The following is a 21,903-nucleotide window of genomic DNA, read 5'->3' as shown; positions in this document are numbered from 1 at the left end:
CTGCTCACCGGTCGTTTGTCTCAGGCCCAGGCGCGCTGGAGAACAGCCCTGGCGTCTTGCAGAGAGACTTCTTTCGGATTGAACATAATGGAGCCGTCGTCCAAGGCCATTTCTGCAATCAGGTCCAGTTGAGCTTCGGTTACCTTTCCCGTTTCTTTCAGCGTTCGTGGCAACTGGCAATGTCTGTACAGTGCATCCCTCAGATTACGCAGCGCAGAAATGCTGGTCTCGGCACGGCGGCTGGCAGGTGTGGCTGCGTACACTTCAGGGCCTTCAAGATGCAGCAATAGCTCGCCCAGAGGTTCGCGTATGGTTTCGAGGTTGAATTCGAGCGCGTAGGGCAGGTAAAGGCTCATGCACAAACCGTGGGGCAGGTGGCAGATAGCGCCGGTAGCGTGTCCAAGTGAGTGCACTAGTCCTACCATGGAGTTGGAAAACGCAATACCTGCCATGGTGGAAGCCTGCGCCAGTTCAAGCCTTGCATCTGTATCTTTCGGATTGTCCATTACCTGCAACAGTGAGTTGCTGACCTTCTTTATGGCTGCCGTGGCATAGGCGTCGCTTAGGGGGTTTTTCGCCATGCAGGTGAAGGATTCTATGGCGTGGGTCATGGCATCCATTGCCGTTGCCGCCGTAATGTGGGGCGGCAGTGTCAGCGTCATGCGTGGATCGATAATGGCCGCATTCGGCAGCAGAAAAGATGAAGTAAAAGGCAGTTTGACGCCCTTTTTCTCATCGGTTATTACCGCAACGGATGTGACTTCCGAACCGGTTCCCGCTGTGGTGGGTATCACAAAAAACGGCTTTAGCGGATGTTTGATCACGCCGGCGCCTGTGTATTTGGCAATGTCAGTGCCACCTTCCGACACAAGGATGTTCACGGCTTTACCCGTATCTATTGCGGAGCCACCTCCCACGGCAATGATGGAATCGCACTTTTCCTTGCGGTAAATAGCCGCGATATCGCGGACCACCGTCGTAGAGGAGTCCGGCGGCACATCGTCGTAAATACTGATAATGTTCAGGCCGCTTTCTTCGCAGGCGGCAATCACCGGGTCGAGCAGACCGGCGGCCCGAACGCCCTTGTCCGTCACAATCATCGGACGCTTGGCGGACAAGCTGTTGAGCTCGTAGGGAATATGTTCAAGTGCGGCTTTGCCGGCAATAACTTTTACCGGGCAGAAGAACTCATAGTATGTATTGGTCATCAGGCTCTCGCTGTCTGGATAAAGAGGGTGGCAATTTTCAGATAGATCTTTGCTGCGCTGACCAGCTTTTCCGGAAGGTGAAGGTCTGCCGGGTATTCCTTCACTGCGCGCCTGGCAATAATCCTGGGCAGAATGAATGATTCGAGCCGGTTGAGTACGCGAGTCATGCGCACCGCGGAGCTAACGTCACCGTCTACCAGCATGCGATCGTAGGCAAAGGCAACAGAGGTCTTTTCCTGGAACGACAGTACCAGGAAGGCGTGGGCAAGGTGTTTGAACTGGATGGATACGTCTACAGAACGGGGCGCTGAGCTGCCATGATAGTGGAAACGGCCGTCACCGACATGCTCCACAATCAGTCTGGGGCCAGCGGGCATCACCATCATTTCAAACAGGAATCCTTCCGGCAGCGCCCGTGCTTCTCTCTGCACTTCACTATCAACCTCGCTGACTGCCTGGAGTGCCCGCCCCATAACCTGGAACATCAGCTCGACATACAGGCGTCGCGCCCGGGAAGCCGTAGGCTGGATACGTTTCGCTAACATGTCCGTCACCTGAATCTGGTTGTTGAAATCTGATTTTTAGAGTTATTGCTCTAAAAGTCAATGTTCATGATGATGGTAAAGGGGTGTGCTGGCCGTAAGTCCCTGTAGAAACGCAAAAAGGCCGGAATCCTTGGGATTCCGGCCTTTTCATATTTTCTCTTCCGCGATTTTATTACTGGGTGAGGGCTGCCAGCTTCTGGCGGGCTTCCTCGGCAATGTCACCGCTGGATTCCGCAGCCGTGCTGTAATACGCGATAGCTTCCTCGCGTTTGTTTTCCTTCACTGCAATATCCCCCAGCCGCAAGAAGGCGATTGACGTAGGTACAACTTCGTTTGCACGGGTAAGGTTTTCCCGCGCCTTGTCCAGATTGTTGAGCTGCAGAGCAGTCAGACCACTGTGAATGCGGTACATGAACATCTCGGGGTACATGGCTACAGCTTTGTCGAAATCGGACGAGGCTTTGTCCTGCTTGTCCTGCTCCTGATAGATACGTCCCCGGAGGGAATAGAACATGGCTTCGCGGGGTAAAAGGTCTATGGCTTTGTTGATTTTGGCGAGGGCGCCATTCAGGTCGCCATCAGACGCCAGTTTCATGGCTTCATCATGGGCGTCATAAGCAGGCTGGAGCTTGCGCAGTGTAGCGGTTTTCTTTTTATATTCCTCTGCACCATGGTAGCCACCGCCGCCTATTTCAGCGACCAGCGCGCTGTTCTCCTTCACGCGTCTGGCTGAAGGCGGATGGGTGGCAAACAGGCCGTCAATAAACCCGGACTGCTGGCCTTTGGAAAGGTCCAGAAAGATTTCCTGCAGCTCCACGGCGGCTTGCGGGTCGTAGCCGGCTTTTTTCATATAAAGCATGCCGTAGTGATCCGATTCCAGTTCATCGCCTTGCCCGTATTGGGCCAGCGCGAGCTGTGCTCCCACCGCTGCGCCACCCATAAGCAGGCCTGCCCACTCATTGTCAGATAATGCATAACCCAGCCCGGCTACACCTGCGCTGATCAGCATTCCCTTTTGCATCCGCTGAACACTGTGGCTTGCCGCTGCGTGAACAATCTCATGGCCAAGCACAGAGGCAAGCTGGGCCTCGTCTTCAAGCTCGGTCAGCAGTCCCCGGTTTATGGCAATCTTGCCGCCGGGCAAAGCCCAGGCGTTGGGCACGCTGCTGTTCAGCACCACGAATTCGTAGGGCAGGTCGGGGCGATCGCTCACCCGCGCCAGCTTTTGGCCTACCTCGCTCACATATAGCGTCAACTCGGGGTCAATGTAGAATTGCCCTCCCTGAGTCTGCTGGGTGGGAGTGTACTGCTCGGCGCCCATGGCCAGTTCCTGACTCTCGCCAATCAGGGAAAGCTGTCTTTCGCCAGTTACCGGATTTACAGAGCATCCCGTAAGCAGCAGCATAAGCGCTATAACCGTCAAACAGCGTTGCAACACGGCCTTTTCCACACTCGACTCCTGTAGTTGAATTCCTTGCGCATATAATTGCACGGCTGCTGCCGGCTTTAAACAGCCGCGTGATTCATGTCGGGGCTTGAAATGCCTTCGCATGCCCCCATTTTCCTGCAAGACGAATTCACATGTCGACTGCAGGAGAGACAATAAATGACAGTTGAATCCCAAAAAGAAACTCTGGGTTTTCAGACCGAAGTAAAGCAATTACTTCAACTGATGATCCATTCTCTGTATTCAAACAAGGAAATCTTCCTTCGTGAGCTGATTTCCAATGCCTCTGATGCCGAAGACAAATTGCGCTTCGCCGCACTGAAAGACGACGGCCTGTACGAAGGCGATTCCGATCTGCAGATCCGCCTGGACTTCGACAAAGAAGCGAACACCATCACCCTGTCTGATAACGGTATCGGCATGACCCGTGATGACGTTGTCCAGAACCTGGGTACCATTGCCCGTTCCGGCACAGCAGAATTCCTTCAACAACTCTCAGGCGATGAGAAGAAAGACAGCAAGCTGATTGGTCAGTTTGGTGTGGGCTTCTACTCTGCCTTTATTGTTGCTGACAAAGTTGATGTATTCACCCGCCGCGCAGGCGCGCCAGCGGAAGAAGGCGTACATTGGCAGTCGGCTGGCGACGGCGAGTTCACCATTGAGCAGGTTGCCCGCGAAAAACGCGGCACTGAAATTGTTATTCATCTGAAGCCGGACGCCAGTGAATTTGCTGATGGCTTCCGCCTGCGTAGTCTGGTCAAAAAATACTCTGACCACATCTCCTTCCCGGTGGTAATGAAATCCGAGCCGACCGAAGAAGGCGAAGAGAGCAAAGACGAAACCGTTAACGATGCGACTGCACTGTGGACTCTGCCCCGTACCGAGATCAAAGATGAAGAGTACAAAGAGTTCTACAAGCACATTGCACACGATTTTGAAGACCCCCTGATCTGGTCCCACAACAAGGTAGAGGGCAAACTCGACTACACCAGCCTGCTGTATATCCCGGCCCGTGCGCCGTTTGATATGTACAACCGTGATGCGCCCCGTGGCCTGAAACTTTACGTACAGCGCGTGTTTATCATGGATGACGCGGAACAGTTCCTGCCGCTGTATCTGCGGTTTGCCAAAGGCGTGGTGGATTCCAATGACCTTTCCCTGAACGTGTCCCGGGAGATCCTGCAGAACGACAGCACCGTGGACAGCATCCGTACCGCGCTTACCAAACGTGTGCTGGATATGTTGTCGAAGCTGTCCAAGAAAGATGCCGATGCGTATCTGAAATTCTGGGGTGAGTTCGGCCCTGTTCTCAAGGAAGGTCCGGCGGAAGATTTCAGCAACCGCGAAAAAATTGCAGGCCTGTTGCGCTTTGCCTCCACACACACAGGTGAAAGCACCCAGAACGTATCTCTTGACCAGTACATTGAGCGGATGAAGGAAGGTCAGAGCAAGATCTACTACATCACTGCTGAAAGTTTCATGGCGGCCAAGAGCAGCCCGCATCTGGAAGTCTTCCGCAAGAAAGGTATCGAAGTACTGATCCTGTCTGATCGCATTGATGAATGGATGATGGGATACCTGAACGAGTACGACGGCAAGCAGTTCCAGGACGTTGCCCGTGGCGATCTTGACCTTGGCGAAGTAGAGACCGAGGAAGACAAGAAGCATAAAGAAGAAGCAGCGGAAGAGCACAAAGACCTGCTCGAACGTATCAAGACAGCTCTTACTGACCGGGTGCAGGACGTGCGGGTTACTAACCGCCTCACAGATTCACCGGCATGTCTGGTAACGGGCGACTTTGATATGGGTGCCCAGATGAAGAAGATCATGGAAGCTGCGGGCCAGAAGGTTCCGGACAGCAAGCCGATCTTTGAAATCAACGTAGACCATCCGCTGGTTCAGCGCCTCGAAAGTGAGAAGGGTGATGAGCGCTTTAACGAGCTTTCTGCGGTTCTTCTGGATCAGGCAACTCTGGCCAGCGGTGAGCAATTGCAAGATCCGGGCGCCTATGTAACCCGCCTGAACCGTCTGTTGCTGGAACTGGCCAACTAAGCCCATGCACCAGATTATCGTGGACATAAGCATCAGCCCTGATGAGTGGATAAAGCTCTATCAGGGCGTTGCTACAGATGTTCACGCTCGAGCCCGGGACGGACGCTCTGTTCGTTTCCCGGCTCGTATTCTCTCCAGATTTTATCTCCAGGACGGTGTGCGGGGCAGCTTCCGTATCCTGTTCGATGATTCCGGCAAGTTCTCCTCCATCGAAAGATTCTGAGTCATTCCGATTATCTGTCGCACTGATCGATAAATAAAAACTCTCACATCTGTGCTTTTAATTAATTGTTCCTCTTATGGCCTGAAGGGTTAACCTGATTCTGTTGTTACTAAAGCAGGAAACCGGACTATGCAGGCACTGAGCCTAATGATCTCCCCGAAATGGAAAGACTCTCTCGGTGTTCTGACTGGCTACTGGGAGAATTATGCGATTGCACATTGAAGCGACGTAAGGCCTTGTCCGGGAAAGGGCAGGTGGCAGGCAAACAGTTGTATTGCAGAAAGTAGCAGGAATTTTAAGCGGCACTTGGGCAGTCAGTAACTATGATTACCTTAGTGGCGAAGATAAATATTTTAATGACGGATAAACCAGGAGAATACCATGTCTCAGAATAATACAGGTGGCAAATGCCCCGTGATGCACGGAGCTAACTCTACGGAAAGCCGGAACGTTATGAACTGGTGGCCGGAAGGGCTCAATCTCGACATCCTGCATCAGCACGACCGCAAAACAAATCCGCTAGGTGATGATTTCGATTACCGTGAGGAAGTCAAAAGTCTCGACTTTGACGGCATCAAAAAAGATCTGCTTGCCCTGATGACAGACAGCCAGGACTGGTGGCCGGCAGACTGGGGACATTATGGCGGCCTGATGATCCGTATGGCCTGGCACTCTGCGGGCACCTACCGTATTGCTGACGGACGCGGTGGCGCGGGTACCGGAAATCAGCGCTTTGCACCGATCAGCTCATGGCCGGACAACGTCAGCCTTGATAAGGCCCGTCGTTTGCTGTGGCCGGTCAAAAGGAAGTACGGCAACAAGATCAGCTGGGCTGACCTGATAGTTCTGGCTGGTACAGTCGCCTATGAATCCATGGGCCTGCCGGCATACGGCTTCTCCTTCGGCCGGGAAGATATCTGGCATCCTGAGAAAGACATCTACTGGGGCGCAGAAAAAGAGTGGCTGGCACCGTCTGATGAGCGTTATGAAGACGTCGAAAAGCCGGACACCATGGAGAACCCTCTGGCTGCAGTGCAGATGGGTCTGATCTACGTGAATCCTGAAGGCGTAAACGGTAAGCCTGATCCTCTCAAGACAGCTGAGCAGGTGCGTGTGACCTTTGCCCGTATGGCCATGGACGACGAGGAAACAGCCGCCCTGACTGCGGGTGGACACACCGTGGGCAAGTGTCACGGTAACGGAGATGCTGAAGCTCTGGGTGCCGAGCCCGAAGCTGCGGATGTAGAAGAGCAGGGCCTGGGCTGGAGCAACCCCAATATGCAGGGTAAGGCCAGCCGGGCGGTGACCTCTGGTATTGAAGGTGCCTGGACCACACACCCTACCAAATTTGATATGGGCTTCTTCAAGCTGCTGTTCGGTTATGAGTGGGAGCTGAAGAAAAGCCCCGCCGGTGCCTGGCAGTGGGAACCTGTCAACATGAAGGAAGAAGACAAGCCGGTTGATGCAAGCGATCCTTCCGTTCGCCACAATCCGATCATGACCGATGCAGATATGGCTATGAAGATGGACCCCAAATACCGGGCTATCTGTGAAAAGTTCATTGCTGATCCCCAGTACTTCAGGGACACATTCGCCCGTGCCTGGTTCAAGCTGACACACCGTGATCTGGGACCGAAAGCCCGTTACATAGGCCCGGAAACACCGGCCGAAGACCTGATCTGGCAGGATCCTGTGCCGGCGGGCAGTACCGGTTACTGTGAAGAAGTGGTCAAACAGAAGATTGCTGAAAGCGGGTTGGGTATTGGCGACATGGTCAGCACTGCCTGGGACAGCGCTCGAACCTACCGTGGTTCAGATATGCGCGGTGGCGCCAATGGCGGCCGTATCCGTCTGGCACCCCAGAAAGACTGGGAAGGCAACGAGCCCGCACGACTGGCGAAGGTTCTCAAGGTGTACGAGCAGATCTCTGCAGACACCGGAGCCAGCATCGCTGATGTAATTGTACTGGCAGCCAGTGTGGGTATTGAGAAGGCAGCAAAAGCCGCCGGTTTCGATGTTCGTGTTCCTTTCCTCAAGGGCCGCGGAGACGCCACCGACGAAATGACCGATGCTGAGTCTTTCGAGCCCCTGGAGCCAGTAGCAGATGCTTTCCGTAACTGGCTGAAGAAGGATTATATGGTCAAGCCGGAAGAGTTGCTGCTCGACCGCGCCCAGTTAATGGGACTGACCGCGCCGGAAATGACGGTTCTGATTGGCGGAATGCGTATGCTCGGTACCAACCACAATGGTACCAGACACGGCGTTTTCACCAATCGTGAAGGCCAGTTGACGAATGACTTCTTCGTCAATCTGACTGACATGGGTAATACCTGGAAGCCAGTGGGCGACAATCTCTATGAGATCCGCGATCGCAAGAGCGATCAGGTAAAGTGGACCGCGAGCCGTGTGGACCTGGTTTTCGGTTCAAACTCCATCCTGCGCTCCTATGCAGAAGTATATGCTCAGGACGACAATCAGGAGAAGTTTGTGAAGGACTTCATCGCCGCCTGGACCAAGGTCATGAACGCTGACCGGTTCGACATACAGAAATAAGTTGTAATCAGCAGGCCGGATATTCCCGTAAGGGAGTGTCCGGCTATCAACTTCCCTCCAGATTCCTTACAATCCCCCCCGCCTGATTTTTGATCAGCTGCACTCCCTGTGTTCTATTTTTCGTGTAACAGCTTCTGGAGACTCCATGCGAATCATCCTTGCCCCGATGGAAGGGCTGGTCGATGCACCCATCCGTGAAACACTGACCAGAGTCGGCGGTATTGACCGGTGCGTTACCGAATTCATTCGCGTGACTCACGGCATGTTGCCGCCCCGGATTTTCTACAAGTACGCTCCTGAGCTTCACAACCAGGCCCTGACCCGGGCGGGTACACCAGTTGCGGTACAGCTTTTGGGGTCAGATCCCGAAATGATGGGCCTCCATGGAGAAAAAGCAGCTGAGTTAGGTGCTACCCAAGTAGATATTAATTTTGGCTGTCCCGCCAAAACAGTAAACAAGCACAAGGGTGGTTGCGTGCTGATGCGGGAGCCGGAACTTATGCATGAAATCACCGCCGCTGTGCGCAAAGCCGTTCCTGCTGGCATCTCTGTAACGGCCAAAATGCGCCTGGGGTATGACGACCGCTCTATGGGGGTAGCCTGTGCCCAGGCCCTGGAAGCCGCCGGAGCAGAAGAGATTGTTATTCACGCCCGAAGCAAGGTGGACGGCTACAAACCGCCGGCGTACTGGGAAGAAATTGCCAGGGCGCGGGAAGCTGTGACGGCCAGGGTGATTGCCAACGGCGAAATCTGGACGGTTGGAGACTACTGGCGATGCCGGGAGGTCTCCGGTTGTGACGACGTAATGATTGGCCGTGGTCTTATTGCAAGGCCAGATCTGGCCCGAAAGATCAAAGCCAGTCAGCAGGGCCTGCAGGCTGACGATATGACCTGGCCGGAAGCTGTGGCGCTGGTAAGGGAATATGCCGGGGTGCTCCAGGGCTGGCTGGATGACAAGTATGTGACCGGCCGTATCAAACAATGGATGAACTTTCTGCGCCAGGGCTTTGCCGAAGCTGAAGTAATCTGGCCCGAGGCTCGAAAGATACGCGAAGTGGCACCGATGCTTGCGTGTCTTGAGAAAAATATACCCGCATCACGGAACCCTGTGCGGGCAGCCTGACCCTTCTTTTTCTTTCTGCTTTTTCTCTTTTTTGCACCGGTTGCGAACTACACTGATATGGAATGGCTGTGTGTTCGTAGTTAATACCGGTAACAAACAGACACGAGAGGGATCGCTGATGTCCAGAAAATCGAAGCTGAAAACCGTTACAGCAGTTGCCAGCAGTCTGTACCTGTCGCTGGGCCTGGTGTCCGGTGCAATCGCCGCGGAAGGTGATGTAAAAGTCACTCCACTTGGAAGTCATGATGGCGAGTTCTGCGCTATGGACCGGGCTATGGTGTTTGAGGATCCCAACGGTACTCGCATTCTCTACGATGCCGGCCGTACCGTAGCCGGCCCGGATGATCCCCGCCTCGGTAATATTGACGTGGTGTTGGTATCCCACATGCATGGGGATCACGTGGGCGATCGTCGCATCAAGGAAACGAATGCAGGTAAGTGTGGTGGGCCGGAACTCCCTGTGGTGACTCTTCCACAGTCGAATACCGTCGATATTGCCGTCAAGAAGAACGCGAAAATTGTGACCGGGAGCGAGATGCCCGCATTTTTTGCTGCCAAGCTCGGCGCAGCTGGCGGGGATTCCGCCAACTCAATGCTGGTGCGTTTTGGCGGTAAAAGGGACGTTGGTGGTGTAACTATTACTACCGTGCCGGCAATTCACAGTAATGGGGTTTCTCCTTCGTTCCTTACCGGCCCGCTGGCGGAATACCTGAAAGCTGCGGGTGTCGGTGCAAGTGTTGGTCCCGCGACCGGATACGTGCTGACGTTCTCAAATGGTCTGGTGGCTTATCTGTCCGGGGATACCGGCATTACGGCTGAGCAGAAACTGGTGGTGAAGGACCATTACGGAGCTGAGCTTGTGGTCATGAATATTGGCGACACCTACACCACGGGGGCCAGGGAAGCCGCTTACGTTATCAACGACCTGATCGAACCGAAGGCCGTTATTGCCTCCCATGCCAACGAACCGGCTACGTCTGGTGGCGTGCTGCAGAAGGGCACGAGAACGGCCCTGTTCAGGGAGTTGGTGAACGTCCCGATGCATGTCCCCCTGAGTGGGCGCACCATCGCCTTTAACGGCGATGGTGGCTGTACGGCCGGGTGTAATTGAGGTCAGATTTCCATATCCGCTTTATACTCACCGGACGTAGCGGCGCCGTTGAGCCTGGCCCGCTTTAATATAGCGTTCTGGGCATAGTGCCCGTTGCCCGGTTCACCAGCCCAGGCCTTCTGGGCTGGTTCCTGTAAGGCTCGCCCGTAAGAAAAACTCAGGTTCCAGGGCTGCCGGCCAAGGCTGTTAATGGCGTTCAGGTTGGCGGTTGCTTCTTCAGGAGTCTGGCCGCCGGACAGGAAATTGATACCCGGAACGGCTGCGGGTACAACCCTGCGGAAAACCCTTAAAGTTGCCTCTGCCACCTCTTCGGGAGAGGCTTTGGCGCATGCCTTGCCGGGGGTTACCATGCTGGGTTTCAGAATTATGCCTTCCAGCTGCACCTGGTGCCGGCGAAGCGCATTGAAAACCTCTGCTATCACGGCTTCATTTACATCCGCAGCCCGTTCCAGGGTGTGGTCGCCATCAATCAGTACCTCCGGTTCCACAATGGGCACAATGCCCAGGGACTGACAGAGGGCCGCGTAACGGGCCAGCATTTCAGCATTGGCTGTGACAGCCTGGCGTGAGGGCAGGGAGTCCGAGATGTTGTATACAGCGCGCCACTTGGCAAAACGGGCACCCTGGTTTTTGTAGATTTCCAGCCGGTCGTCCAGACCATCCAGTCCATAGGTTATTTCGTCACCAGGGGCATTGATCAGAGATTTCTTTCCCTTATCGACCTTGATACCCGGCACAATTCCCTGGCTTTCCAGCAATTTTGCCATAGGGACATTATCCAGGCTGTTCTGCCCAAGAGTTTCCTCAAACAGAATCACGCCACTGACGTAATCTCCAAGCCCCGGCGTGGAGAAGATCAGGCTGCGATATTCACGGCGTTTGTCTTCCGTGGACTCAACACCAACCGCTTTAAAGCGCTTCGCAATGGTCGGGTGGCTTTCGTCCGCTGCAAGAATCCCCTTACCAGGCTGAACAAGACTCTGAATCGTTGAAAGCAGTTCATTCTGAATACTCATGCCCACTCCTGTGCGATGATGAATTTTATGGTCTGCTCCAGCTTTTTTGTCCCTTTAGTGTAGTCTGTTCACCGATAGCAGGTGCTGTGATACAGCTCATAATTTGACCTGAGATAAGGCAATAGTGCCCGTAGTGTCATACGCTAACCAATATCACGACAAGAACAAGGGCTGGGTATGAAAACCGTTATTAGCGTAAGTCAGGGCTCATCCGAATACGATTACGATCTGGAAACAGAGTTTCTGGAACAGTCCTTCCGGGTCATTCGTGCCGGTACTGACGGAGACCTCTCCCGTGCCGTGTCCCTGTTGAAGACCTATCATGAGCGTGCGGATGCATTTGGCCTCAGTATGGTCTCTGATCACTACCAGGTTGGCTCAGTACAACTGGAACATCCCGATACCGCCAGGCTTGAAGCCTGTATTCCGGACAAGCCCATCACAAGCGGATCAGGGCTGAGGGGTATTCTTCAGGAGTGGGCGGTGCGCCATACCCAGTCTGAACTTGGGCACTTTTTTGATAACGCCCGGGTACTTTTCATGAACGGACAGGCCAGCTATCGGGTGGCCAGGTCCCTTTCCGAGCACACGGACAACCTGTTTTTTGCCGATCCTTACATGGACTTCGGTGTCCCCCGTTTGCTGACGTCCCTCAAACAGCTCGAAACCTATAGTTCATTGACTGCACCGTTTATGTTCCGTCCAACAGCTGTGAAGGCCGTTGAAAGCCTGCTTGCCACGCCCCTGTATCGCCTTGGAGAAGGACTGATCAAGGGTTCGCTGCATCACGCGGTAAGAGATTCTCACGTGATCGTTGCCCATATGGGCGATCTTGAGAGTTTCACCCATAAGGAGCTGGATGGTAAAACCATCATTACCTCCCGCGTAACGGATGAAGTTCTGGACTGGATGCGGTCTCGTAAGGTTGCCATGGTTGTTGATTACAGCCCCTGGCTGGAAGGCCGTCCTGTTGGTACAAATGTGATGGAGGCGATGATCAGTGCCGCGCTTTCACGTACCCCGGAGCAATTGGGGCCTGATGACTACCTTGATGTTATTCAGTCTCTGGGTATCGAGCCGCGGATTCTCTATCCCGACGGCTACCGCCGGATAAACCGGTTTGCCTTCGTGATTCATCCGTTGTCCCAACAGTACCTTACCAAAACACCACCGCTGGACTGGGTTGCCAGCGTGTCACCGCCAATGGTGATGAATCTGGTGGAGAAGGCTATTGCCTATACACCACCGTTTATCTATTCCAAAGTCACTGGCATCAAATCCCCTACAGGAGATGAAGCGGAAGGCTGGTTGATTACCGTAGGCGGTACGCCCAAAGAAATCATGGCTCACGACCCGGAGTTCACCTACAGCCGGTTACTGGCTGCAGCCAGACTGGCAAAAAAACAGGGCGCTCAGATCATGGGCCTGGGTGCATTTACCAAAGTTGTGGGAGACGCAGGCATTACCGTCGCAAAGCGTGCACCCCTGCCTATTACTACCGGCAACAGCTACAGTGCTTCCGGAGCGCTCTGGGCTGCCCGGGACGCGGTAAAAATGATTGGCCGTGCCCATATTGGTGAAAATGGGAAGATGGCGGGTAAAGCTATGGTAGTGGGCGCGACCGGCGCCATTGGATCCGTTTGTGCGCGGCTGCTTGCCAAAGCCGTAGACGAAATTTACCTGGCCGCACCGGAGCCCGCAAAGATTCTGGCTCTGAAAGAGAGCATTGAACAGGAAACTCCGGGCGCTATCGTACACGTGGCAGGTTCTGCCGATCGCGATATTGAAGAAATGGACATGATCGTCACCGCCACTTCCGGTGCGGGGAAGCGAATACTGGACATAACAAAAGTAAAACCCGGTTGCGTGATTACCGATGTAGCCCGCCCGCTGGATATATCCGCTGAAGACGTCGCCAAACGACCGGATGTGCTGGTAATTGAATCCGGAGAGGTGCAGTTACCTGGTGATGTACATATGAAAGACATAGGGTTGCCACCGGGAATTTCCTACGCCTGTCTGGCAGAAACTATCGTGCTGGCTCTGGAAGGGCGGTTCGAAAATTTCACCTTGGGGCGCAATATCGAATGGGAAAAGGTTCGGGACATCTACAAGCTGGGCCTGAAACACGGCATGAAGCTGGCGGCCATCTCCGGAGTTAACGGGGTGTTCAGCGAAGAAGATTTCGAACGGGTGAGGGTGCTTGCAGAAAAGCAATAAAATCGCCGCTAATGTACAACAGGGGTATACTCGGAAGGTAAAGGTTTTGCCGCTTTTTTCCACAGGTTGGCGGCCCTGGCTCCTTCAGTGTGACATACAATGAAAGCACCTCTGCGCATGCGGTACCAGACCCTTGAGTTCGGAAACGTGGATATTCACGTTTGCACCTTGCGCGATACCCAGCAGTTTTATGATCCGGACGACGTCGCCCTTAATCTGGGCATTTCATCGGCCACCTGGCCTATTTTTGGCGTAATCTGGCCGTCGGGCATGGTGCTTGCCCATTACATGGAAGATCACCTGACGCAGGGAAAGCGAATTCTGGAAATGGGTTGCGGTATGGCGCTTTCCAGTCTGTTGCTCAACAAGCGGCATGACGATATCACCGCCACCGATTACCATCCGGAAGCCGGAGTTTTTTTACAGAGGAACGCACAGCTTAACGACGGAAAGGCCATCAACTATCAGCGAATCAACTGGGCAGATGAGCCTGGTGACCTTGGCCTGTTCGATATCATTATCGGCAGTGACCTGCTTTACGAAGATGAGCACATCAAAATGGTCGCTGACTTTATTCAGAAGCACGCCAGCCCCACGTGTGAAGTGATTCTGGTTGACCCGGGCCGTGGCCGGAAAAACAAACTCACACGGGAAATGGAAGCCCACGGGTATAGCCATTCGCACGGTAAACCGGCTCATACAGACTATCTGGAAAAGCCTTTCAAGGGGCATATACTCAGGTTCTGGCGCGGTATGCCGACCCCGCCAGGGCTCCCACTTCCCGATAAAGTCAGCTCGTTATGAGCCGCCTTGGGCTGACTGCTCCATAAATTGTTCCGTAGCCTGCATTGCCTCAATACCGTAGACCATTGACGGCCCGCCTCCCATGAGAATTGCAACGGCTACAGTTTCTGCAATTTCCTCTTTGGTGGCGCCCGCCGCTAATGCATCATGGACATGGAACGAGATACAGCCGTCACAACGCACAGTAATGGCGATTCCCAACGAGATCAGCTCCTTGGTTTTGCTGTCCAGGGCGCCGGTTGCGATGCTCGCCTTGTGCAGGGCACCGAAGCCTTCCATGACATCCGGAATAGCAACACCAAGTTTGCCCATCCAGGCATTCAGTTCTTCATAGTGTGCGGGAAAGTTCTTCATTGTGATCTCCTGTGTGTGGTGTCTCTAATCATAGACCAAAACAACTCTGGAGCTTGCTGACACCTGTAGCCTGAGGGTTGATGGGGCTGATTTCAATAGCACTGATGTTCATTATGTCGCCAGTTTGCGGCAATTCGCCAAGTGTTCAGTCCTTCTTGTTGAGTGCATCCCTGAGACCGGCAAACGGGTTGTGTGTAGCCGCCTCCCGCCTTTTCTCGGAATTGCCACCGTAACGTACGAAATCTTCAAATTTACTGTGTTCTTCATCGTGGCAGTACACGCACAGCAGTTCCCAATTACTGCCATCGGCCGGATTGTTGTCGTGGTCATGATCGACATGATGCACCGTCAGCTCTCGCAGATTGATACGGGTGAACTCACGGGCGCAACGCCCGCAGACCCATGGGTACATTTTCAGCGCACGTTCGCGATAACCGCCTTCGCGCTTGGCGATATAGTCGCGCTGCTCAGCCAGTAGCTTGTCTACCTTGCTTGTGTTGCCGGCATTCTGGCTCATGAATCTTCCCCTGAGTGCAGTGTGTTCAAATCAGGTACTTTAAGCATAGCCACCCTTTGTGGCTATAGAACAACAAAAAATCCAGATCCTCCATTTTGCCCAGGCTCTGTGCAATGGTGGAGAGTTTCAGGGGCGGCGGATTATTGGTCGCAAAACTCTGGAATTCATGCGCAGCAACCACCTGTCCGACAATTAGGATCTGCCGGCGAATACTGTTGGGGGAGGCTGGCGAGCACCAACTTTTTTATCGATCCGGTCGAAGACATGGTAATGATCTTCATGACACAGCTGATCCCTTAGTCGTCTTATGCGATCCCCAGCACTTTCTTGCGCTGCTCTGCCCACGTATGGATCAAATGGTCTACAGCCAGGCCGATAAAGGCCACGCATAAACCGAGAACAATGCCTTGGCCCATACCGTTGGCTTCAGACAAAGATTGCATGATGAGCTGACCCAAGTCGTCGGTACCAATAAAGGCACCGATGATAACCATAAACAACGCAAAGATGACGGTTTGGTTAATGCCCAACATAATGTGTGGGAACGCCAAAGGTAGCTCAATTTGTAGTAGACGCTGTATGCGGTTAACCCCTGACATGGAGCCTGCTTCTTGCAAGGATTTAGGCACGTTACTCAATCCTTCTACGGTGTAACGTGTGGCAGGGATTGTGGCGTATACGATTACCGCAATAAGCACTGATAAATCACTCACCCCAAACAACATGATGACTGGAATCAAGTAGACGAACGATGGAAACGTTTGAAACGTGTCACAAACCAGTAAAATAACCTTCGTTGCGCGGGGGCTTCGAGAGCAAAAAATGCCGACGCTGAAACCAATAATAACGGAGATAACAACCGCGAAGGTGGTCATATAGGCTGTAATTAGAGCGCGGTCCCACCAGGGTGTTAAAGCAATGAAGGCAATGAAGGCCGTCACAATAACAGCGGAGCGAAGCCCACCAATAATGTAGCCCGAGCCTGCAACCAGGAATAAGGTTGCAGCGACTGGCATCGATAAATAAGCCTGTTTCATGGGCATCAAAATTGAGGTGATCATGAAGAAATTGAAGGTTTGCACGCTGTCGTAAGTATTGGTGATGATCCAGTCAACAATTACGTCCCAGAACTTTTCAGTAGTGAACCCTTGTGATTCATCAATGAAGTATAGGTAGTTAGCCTTTCCCGGGAAAACTATCGACGCAACATAGGCAATCACAGAAGTGAAGATCACCCCCCCCAAGAAGGCTAACGAATACCTGTGACGCACATGGAATGGCTGGTCAGCAAAGTAATCGACCTGCTTGTTAGCCCAAGCCAGAGATAGCCTGTCCAAAACTACCGCAATCAATACAATCGACACACCCAATTCGAGGGCTTCGCCTATATTGAGCATGTTCAAGGACACAAGTAAGTCGTAGCCCAGACCCTTTGCACCAATAAATGATGCGATGACAGCCATGGCCAAACACTGCATGATGACCTGGTTGACTCCGATCAAAATATCATGGCGGGCCGTAGGGATTAACACTTTAAACATGAGCTGGCGAGGGTTGCAGCCACTCATCATGCCAGCCTCCAACACCTCTGGAGAGACTTTTTTAAGGCCCAGAATGGTTAAGCGGATCATTGGGGGGGTAGCAAAAATAACCGTTGAAATAGCACCTGCATGGTCACCAATGCCAAAGAATACCACTACTGGGATTAAGTAAGAGAAGTGAGGCATGGATTGAGCTACGTTTAACAGTGGCGCCAACATGGACTCAAACGTTTTATTTTTAAAAGCAATTATTCCTAATGACAACCCTATAACAACCGATAATGGCACAGCCACTAAAACAAAGGATAAGGTTTGCATTGCGGGTGTCCACTGGCCAAATACAACAATGTAAATGGTGCTGGCGCCAGCTAAAACAGACAGGCTACGGCCGCCAAGATAGTGGCCTGCTAAAAATGCACCAACAGCAACAGCTGGCCACGGCAGTGCAGGGATTCGAGCCCACTGGTTTTCGCTGATAAAGTCCCAGCTAGTAAAAGCCACAACGGTTTTAACGCCGCCTAATAGCAGTTCACGAATCAGATTAATGCTAAAAAGAACCGCGCCAGACAGGGTGCGAGTGAACTCCTTAATCATGGTCGATTCTTCGGTGATATCTAACTCAGCATCGTAAATATCGACAACCCAGAAGTCATTTATGAGGAACTTGAGGCTGTCGTTGACAATGTCTGGCAGCAACCAGAAGCGGGTTTCTTGCAGGCGCCATAAGTTGCCACCGGTGGCTGGATCGATGGCTATCACAAGAGCAAAGAAAACCGCCAATAAGGCGACAAACTGAGTCCATTTATTTTCGGTAAAATATCGCATCAGGCTTGGCTCACGACTTAGTTATTAACTGGCATACTGTTAGCTCCACCAAACAAGACGTGTATTATGGTGCTGCTGTTTAAAACGCCAACAATCTTGTCCTCTGCATCAATGACAGCCACTGGTTTTTGCTCGGTTAGTACGAACTCTGCTACGGTTTCGATAATGGCATCTTCGGATACAGTGACGTCACTCATCTCAGCAGAGGCGTCATATTTCCCCATGATGGTTTGGCAAGAGAGTACGCGTTCGCGTGGCACTCCACGGGTGAACTTGGCAACGTATTCCGTGGCTGGGTTGAGTACGATGTTGGCTGGGGTATCAATTTGTTCAATGACGCCGTCTTTCATAATGGCGATGCGGTCGGCAAGGCGTAGCGCTTCATCAAAATCATGGGTCACGAACAAGATGGTTTTATTTAATTTTCTTTGTAAGCGTAAGAACTCGTCTTGCATTTCCCTGCGAATCAGAGGGTCCAGAGCTGAGAATGGCTCATCAAGAAACCAGATATCCGGCTCCACTGCCAATGAGCGAGCAATGCCGACACGTTGTTGTTGGCCACCAGAGAGCTGTCGCGGGAAGTCATTTTCGCAACCTGTGAGTTCTACCAGATTTACCATGTCCATCGCACGGCCCATGCTGTCGTTGGTGCTCATGCCTTTCACTTGTAGCGGTAAGGCAATGTTTTCCAGCACTGTTTTGTGAGGCAGGAGGGCAAAACTCTGGAACACCATGCCCATTTTGTTACGACGAATGTTGATGAGTTCTTTTGCATTCATGGCAAGCAGGTCTTCGCCATCAATAAAGATATCGCCTGCAGTGGTGTCGATCAGGCGCGAAATACAGCGCAAAAGGGTCGATTTCCCAGAGCCTGACAGGCCCATGACAACGAGCATTTCACCTTTGTGCACTTCAAAAGACGCATTGTTAACACCAATAACACACCCTGCTTCAAGTAATGATTCTGTATCTACTTTTCCGCCTGACTGTTTCAACAGCTTTACAGCGTTGTCGCCAAAAATTTTATAGACAGACTCGCACTTAATCACCGGCTGAGCTGGTGTTGACATAATTAAATCCCGATAAAAAATGAAGCGCTAAAGGCAGTATCAAGGTTTCGAGCCTGACCTGAATGCCGCGCATTCAGATCAGAGGAGAGGGTTTGGCTTACAGCCAGGCTTTCCAGGTTGCTTCGTTGTCAGCAAGCCATTTAGCAGCGGCTGCTTCGTGGCTCATGCCATCGATGTCAACTAATGCAGCCATGTTGCCTATATCGCGTTTGGTAAAGGAGATGTTGTTATAGATTTTGTAAGCTGTTGGCCATTTTGCAGGCATTTGATAATAAGCGGCCTTCTTCAGCCAACCTGCAGGTGGAGAACCACACTTGCCATCACCACCATCTGATTTCTTGCAGCCATCACTATACGCAGGGAATTTAACGAAGCTGCCACCGTCACCGGCATCGGTGAAGTTAGGTGACCAGTTAAAGACTACGACTGCACGGTTGTCTTTAGCTGCTGACGCCAGTTCAGCCCAAAGTGCACCAGAAGACCCGGCAAACTTAGCTGTAAAGTTCATATCAAGTGCTTCAATGCGGTCCAGGGTTTCTTGGCCATGCCAGTCCATCGGGCCATCCAGATAGCGACCTTTTCCGCCACTGCCTGCTGTTGCAAATAGATCAGAACACTCGTTTAGTGCTTCCCAGGAAGGTAAGCCAGGACATAGCTCGCCTACATACGCAGGGTACCACCACTCTTCTTGAGTAGCAGAAGCGTGCTTGCCCACATCAATGATGCCGCCAGCGTCTAAAGCGTTGTTGAACGACTTACCAAAAGTTGACTGCCATACTTCGTGACCAATAGTGACGTCACCGTTACGAATGGATTCGTAAACTGTTTGGCTATCCGCAGGCACGTAAGAAACATTATCGCCAATGCTTTCAAAAATCCCTCCAATAACGTACGCCATAGTGATTTGACTGGTCCAGTTATGGGTAGGAATTACAATAGGCTCTTTCGAGTCTGCTTGGGCTACATTAGCACCAAGTAAGAGTGAGCCAACGGCAGCCGCAGTAGCGAGCTTGTTAAAAAACTTCATGTATATCTCCAGATAGTATTGTTATCAGTCGTTAACCATTTCTTTCTTTGTTTGGCGTTTAGAGCTTGGTTTCAAAGGTGCGAGCTTGGTAAATACCAGGCGCCCCAGAGTACGGCGCACCACATAGCCCACATAAATCCCCAATGGATACTGCTTGATGTGAAACGCGAACGTGCCTGACTAAGGGGTGACCGACTCATACAGACACCTTTTCCGGCTGCGATTTCTTTTCCTGGAGGAAGGCTTCCAGGGAATCGTCCATCGCATCCATCCATAGCGTATGGTGCACAGGCGCCAGGGTCCCGGTCAGTGTGGAGCGATAGCTCATATTGCGATAGCCGAGGATCTCCGTTTCCTTATCGTGCTCCCACTGTTTGAAAATATCGGCGACGGTGGTTACATCGAACGCTGGATAGTCGGTAGGTTCAAGCAGATCCTGTATGTAAGCTGCCTGGAAATCGATCTCGTCGATGGGATCGGCAAGCTTCAGTTCGCGGTCAACCCATTCACGGCTATCGGCCGCCATGACTTCATTTTCTGGCAGTGTGATGCGGCCGAGCATCACGTCACGGGCATACCAGGCCTGAGCGTCGAACATATTGAAGGTGTAGTACTGATCCTGCATACCAAGGAATATCAACTTGGGATTGACCAGGGAAAAGATGCCCTTGTACAAACCTTCCGGGTACATCCGGTTTGTTGTGGTCAGCGTCAGTTCGTTGGGCAGGAACGGGAAGTGATGCTGATATCCGGTACACAGGATGATCGCGTCGACCTTTTTGCTGGTGCCATCCTTGAAGTGGGCCGTCTTGCCGGTCACTTTGACGAGCAAGGGCACTTCGCTGAAGGACTCCGGCCAATCGAAGCCCATAGGCTTGGAGCGATAGCTGAAGGTGACGGATTTGGCGCCGTACTTGTGGCACTGGGTACCGATATCCTCCGCCGAGTAGCTACTGCCAATCAGCAGCAGATCCTTACCTTGGAACTCGCAAGCATCGCGGAAATCATGGGCGTGCAGAACGCGACCGGGGAACTGTTCCAGACCCTCGAAATAGGGCGCGTTGGGGGTGGAAAAGTGCCCTGTGGCGACGATAACGTGATCGAACTCTTCGGTGCTCAGTTCGTCCAGTTTGAGGTCCCGTACCGTAACCGTGAACTTACCGGCGGCTTCGTCATGGTCAACCCAGTGCACAGCAGTGTTAAAACGGATGTGCTGGCGCATATTGCTCTTGGCGACGCGCCCCATGATGTAGTCGCGCAGCACGGCACGTGGAGGGTAGGACGGGATAGAGCGACCGAAATGCTCCTCGAAGCTGTAATCCGCGAACTCCAGGCACTCCTTGGGGCCGTTTGACCATAGATAGCGATACATACTGCCGTGGACGGGCTCGCCGTAAGCATCCAGGCCTGTGCGCCACGTGTAGTTCCACATGCCGCCCCAGTCGCTCTGCTTTTCATAGCACACGATCTCGGGAATATCAGCACCGGCGTCGCGGGCTGCTTCAAAGGCACGTAATTGGGCCAAGCCGCTCGGGCCGGCGCCTAAAATGGCAACTCTAAAAGTCATAGAGACTCCTGATTTCAGGCGTTGCACCGTGCGCCAGGCCAGCTTTGCTCTGACGACGGATTAATCGCGGAAAAGAGCGCAGCTCATACCGGTAACGGTCGGGCCATCAAGCTCTGCAGTGATGTGCGCCAGGGTTTGATCTACTGATGGCGCAATGTGATGAAGGCTGCATCTATGAGTAAAATAGAAGGCCGAGGGTGGTCAGGCCACCGATAAAACGCGAGATCTCGAGAAAACGCTGGAAGGAAGCGCTCGAACTGGTCAAGCAGGAAAAAACTTGGTAACTCGTATGCCAGGACAAGCATACTAACACATCTCAGGTGTCAGCGTTTTTTTGCAACACCCGGGCGACGAAATCAACCACTTGCCAGTCTGAAAATCTATTCGTCGTTGCTGAAAGCCGACCGGTGGAACTCCGCAGCCTCTTCTGCTTCCTTGACGCCCTTTTCCCAGAGTTCCTGCACGTCGCCACCAGCCAGCACCTCAGGTACTGCATGGACTCCGTGGGAGAGTGAGGTAAGGTTGTAACCGCCGTGGTGTCTTTCTCGAGCCATGCGTGTTTGCCTTCCAGTGAAAAGAGTTGGTCCAAGCCGGTTCGGCTCGTTCAGTGAAGATATTTTGACTTAATTGCGTGATAATACTGATAGTTGAGACTTGGTTATAAAAGCTCTGCATATCCGGTTGAGTCATGCTCCAGCGA

General features: G+C 52.7%; 18 protein-coding genes. 7 read left to right on the top strand and 11 right to left on the bottom strand.

The genetic code is table 11. The features are described from left to right. Window positions 1–20 precede the first annotated feature (20 nt). From CPA50_RS09535 to CPA50_RS09525, 3 genes are all read right to left on the bottom strand, one after another. Complete coding sequence (locus CPA50_RS09535; protein WP_096782145.1) at window positions 21–1,208, bottom strand: iron-containing alcohol dehydrogenase; 1,188 nt, start codon at window positions 1,206–1,208, stop codon at window positions 21–23. Further along, on the bottom strand, window positions 1,208–1,753 hold the full coding sequence (locus tag CPA50_RS09530; RefSeq protein ID WP_096782144.1) for a hypothetical protein: 546 nt from the start codon (window positions 1,751–1,753) through the stop codon (window positions 1,208–1,210). The genes CPA50_RS09535 and CPA50_RS09530 overlap by 1 nt, the downstream gene beginning before the upstream one ends. 172 nt (window positions 1,754–1,925) lie before the next feature. Beyond that, complete coding sequence (locus CPA50_RS09525) at window positions 1,926–3,158, bottom strand: M48 family metalloprotease (protein ID WP_096782409.1); 1,233 nt, start codon at window positions 3,156–3,158, stop codon at window positions 1,926–1,928. A 201-nt stretch (window positions 3,159–3,359) separates the two neighbouring features. Here CPA50_RS09525 and htpG point away from each other — a divergent pair, with 201 nt between their 5' ends. The 5 genes from htpG (at window position 3,360) to CPA50_RS09500 (ending at window position 10,262) form a co-directional block, all read left to right on the top strand. After that, window positions 3,360–5,252 carry a molecular chaperone HtpG gene (gene htpG / locus CPA50_RS09520; RefSeq protein WP_096782143.1) on the top strand — a complete coding sequence of 631 codons (1,893 nt, stop codon included), beginning with the start codon at window positions 3,360–3,362 and terminating at the stop codon, window positions 5,250–5,252. A gap of 4 nt (window positions 5,253–5,256) precedes the next feature. Further along, window positions 5,257–5,475, top strand: a complete 219-nt coding sequence (locus tag CPA50_RS09515) for a DUF2835 domain-containing protein (protein ID WP_096782142.1) — start codon at window positions 5,257–5,259, stop codon at window positions 5,473–5,475. Window positions 5,476–5,856: 381 nt separating this feature from the next. Then, window positions 5,857–8,028, top strand: coding sequence for a catalase/peroxidase HPI (gene katG / locus CPA50_RS09510; protein WP_096782141.1), 2,172 nt, complete (start codon window positions 5,857–5,859; stop codon window positions 8,026–8,028). A 145-nt stretch (window positions 8,029–8,173) separates the two neighbouring features. Then, a complete protein-coding gene (locus CPA50_RS09505; protein ID WP_096782140.1) occupies window positions 8,174–9,151 on the top strand; it encodes a tRNA dihydrouridine synthase in 978 nt (325 codons plus the stop codon). A 118-nt stretch (window positions 9,152–9,269) separates the two neighbouring features. Next, window positions 9,270–10,262 carry an MBL fold metallo-hydrolase gene (locus CPA50_RS09500; RefSeq protein ID WP_096782139.1) on the top strand — a complete coding sequence of 331 codons (993 nt, stop codon included), beginning with the start codon at window positions 9,270–9,272 and terminating at the stop codon, window positions 10,260–10,262. 2 nt (window positions 10,263–10,264) lie between these two features. Here CPA50_RS09500 and CPA50_RS09495 read toward each other — a convergent pair whose 3' ends face one another. Further along, window positions 10,265–11,278: a class I fructose-bisphosphate aldolase gene (locus CPA50_RS09495; RefSeq protein ID WP_096782138.1), complete on the bottom strand. Its 1,014-nt coding sequence runs from the start codon at window positions 11,276–11,278 to the stop codon at window positions 10,265–10,267. A gap of 177 nt (window positions 11,279–11,455) precedes the next feature. Here CPA50_RS09495 and CPA50_RS09490 point away from each other — a divergent pair, with 177 nt between their 5' ends. Together CPA50_RS09490 and CPA50_RS09485 are read left to right on the top strand one after the other, a co-directional pair. Continuing rightward, a complete protein-coding gene (locus CPA50_RS09490; protein WP_096782137.1) occupies window positions 11,456–13,498 on the top strand; it encodes a dehydrogenase in 2,043 nt (680 codons plus the stop codon). Window positions 13,499–13,597: 99 nt separating this feature from the next. After that, on the top strand, window positions 13,598–14,302 hold the full coding sequence (locus CPA50_RS09485; protein ID WP_096782136.1) for a class I SAM-dependent methyltransferase: 705 nt from the start codon (window positions 13,598–13,600) through the stop codon (window positions 14,300–14,302). Here the strand turns inward: CPA50_RS09485 and CPA50_RS09480 are convergent. The 7 genes from CPA50_RS09480 to CPA50_RS09445 all read right to left on the bottom strand — a co-directional run bounded on the left by CPA50_RS09480 (window position 14,297) and on the right by CPA50_RS09445 (window position 21,757). After that, on the bottom strand, window positions 14,297–14,656 hold the full coding sequence (locus CPA50_RS09480) for a carboxymuconolactone decarboxylase family protein (protein ID WP_227519540.1): 360 nt from the start codon (window positions 14,654–14,656) through the stop codon (window positions 14,297–14,299). The genes CPA50_RS09485 and CPA50_RS09480 overlap by 6 nt on opposite strands. Window positions 14,657–14,801: 145 nt before the next feature. Continuing rightward, complete coding sequence (locus tag CPA50_RS09475; protein WP_096782135.1) at window positions 14,802–15,173, bottom strand: YajD family HNH nuclease; 372 nt, start codon at window positions 15,171–15,173, stop codon at window positions 14,802–14,804. 305 nt (window positions 15,174–15,478) lie between these two features. Continuing rightward, the gene (locus CPA50_RS09465) at window positions 15,479–17,539 is read right to left on the bottom strand and encodes an ABC transporter permease (protein ID WP_096782134.1); all 2,061 of its coding nucleotides are present in this window, start codon (window positions 17,537–17,539) and stop codon (window positions 15,479–15,481) included. Between the two features lie 17 nt (window positions 17,540–17,556). Continuing rightward, window positions 17,557–18,609, bottom strand: a complete 1,053-nt coding sequence (locus tag CPA50_RS09460; protein WP_096782133.1) for a quaternary amine ABC transporter ATP-binding protein — start codon at window positions 18,607–18,609, stop codon at window positions 17,557–17,559. 97 nt (window positions 18,610–18,706) lie between these two features. Continuing rightward, on the bottom strand, window positions 18,707–19,636 hold the full coding sequence (locus CPA50_RS09455) for an ABC transporter substrate-binding protein (protein WP_096782132.1): 930 nt from the start codon (window positions 19,634–19,636) through the stop codon (window positions 18,707–18,709). Window positions 19,637–19,832: 196 nt separating this feature from the next. Further along, entirely contained in the window at window positions 19,833–21,203 is a 1,371-nt protein-coding gene (locus tag CPA50_RS09450; RefSeq protein WP_096782131.1) for a flavin-containing monooxygenase, read from the bottom strand. A 380-nt stretch (window positions 21,204–21,583) separates the two neighbouring features. After that, window positions 21,584–21,757 carry a hypothetical protein gene (locus tag CPA50_RS09445; protein ID WP_227519539.1) on the bottom strand — a complete coding sequence of 58 codons (174 nt, stop codon included), beginning with the start codon at window positions 21,755–21,757 and terminating at the stop codon, window positions 21,584–21,586. Between the last annotated feature and the right edge of the window lie 146 nt (window positions 21,758–21,903).

Origin of the sequence: Marinobacter sp. ANT_B65 (assembly GCF_002407605.1) — a bacterium.
Classification (GTDB): Bacteria; Pseudomonadota; Gammaproteobacteria; order Pseudomonadales; family Oleiphilaceae; genus Marinobacter.
The sequence above is the reverse complement of the archived record's forward strand: the minus strand, read 5'-3'. Positions and strand labels throughout refer to the sequence as shown.

Coding starts and splice junctions, on each gene's coding strand:
- CPA50_RS09530 (WP_096782144.1), bottom strand. CDS start 1,753: ATGTTAGCGAAACGTATCCAGCCTACGGCTTCCCGGGCGCGACGCCTG.
- CPA50_RS09455 (WP_096782132.1), bottom strand. CDS start 19,636: ATGAAGTTTTTTAACAAGCTCGCTACTGCGGCTGCCGTTGGCTCACTC.
- htpG (WP_096782143.1), top strand. CDS start 3,360: ATGACAGTTGAATCCCAAAAAGAAACTCTGGGTTTTCAGACCGAAGTA.
- CPA50_RS09480 (WP_227519540.1), bottom strand. CDS start 14,656: ATGAAGAACTTTCCCGCACACTATGAAGAACTGAATGCCTGGATGGGC.
- CPA50_RS09490 (WP_096782137.1), top strand. CDS start 11,456: ATGAAAACCGTTATTAGCGTAAGTCAGGGCTCATCCGAATACGATTAC.
- CPA50_RS09505 (WP_096782140.1), top strand. CDS start 8,174: ATGCGAATCATCCTTGCCCCGATGGAAGGGCTGGTCGATGCACCCATC.
- CPA50_RS09465 (WP_096782134.1), bottom strand. CDS start 17,539: ATGCGATATTTTACCGAAAATAAATGGACTCAGTTTGTCGCCTTATTG.
- CPA50_RS09495 (WP_096782138.1), bottom strand. CDS start 11,278: ATGAGTATTCAGAATGAACTGCTTTCAACGATTCAGAGTCTTGTTCAG.
- CPA50_RS09450 (WP_096782131.1), bottom strand. CDS start 21,203: ATGACTTTTAGAGTTGCCATTTTAGGCGCCGGCCCGAGCGGCTTGGCC.
- CPA50_RS09475 (WP_096782135.1), bottom strand. CDS start 15,173: ATGAGCCAGAATGCCGGCAACACAAGCAAGGTAGACAAGCTACTGGCT.
- CPA50_RS09515 (WP_096782142.1), top strand. CDS start 5,257: ATGCACCAGATTATCGTGGACATAAGCATCAGCCCTGATGAGTGGATA.
- CPA50_RS09500 (WP_096782139.1), top strand. CDS start 9,270: ATGTCCAGAAAATCGAAGCTGAAAACCGTTACAGCAGTTGCCAGCAGT.
- katG (WP_096782141.1), top strand. CDS start 5,857: ATGTCTCAGAATAATACAGGTGGCAAATGCCCCGTGATGCACGGAGCT.
- CPA50_RS09460 (WP_096782133.1), bottom strand. CDS start 18,609: ATGTCAACACCAGCTCAGCCGGTGATTAAGTGCGAGTCTGTCTATAAA.
- CPA50_RS09445 (WP_227519539.1), bottom strand. CDS start 21,757: ATGGCTCGAGAAAGACACCACGGCGGTTACAACCTTACCTCACTCTCC.
- CPA50_RS09485 (WP_096782136.1), top strand. CDS start 13,598: ATGAAAGCACCTCTGCGCATGCGGTACCAGACCCTTGAGTTCGGAAAC.
- CPA50_RS09535 (WP_096782145.1), bottom strand. CDS start 1,208: ATGACCAATACATACTATGAGTTCTTCTGCCCGGTAAAAGTTATTGCC.
- CPA50_RS09525 (WP_096782409.1), bottom strand. CDS start 3,158: ATGCTGCTGCTTACGGGATGCTCTGTAAATCCGGTAACTGGCGAAAGA.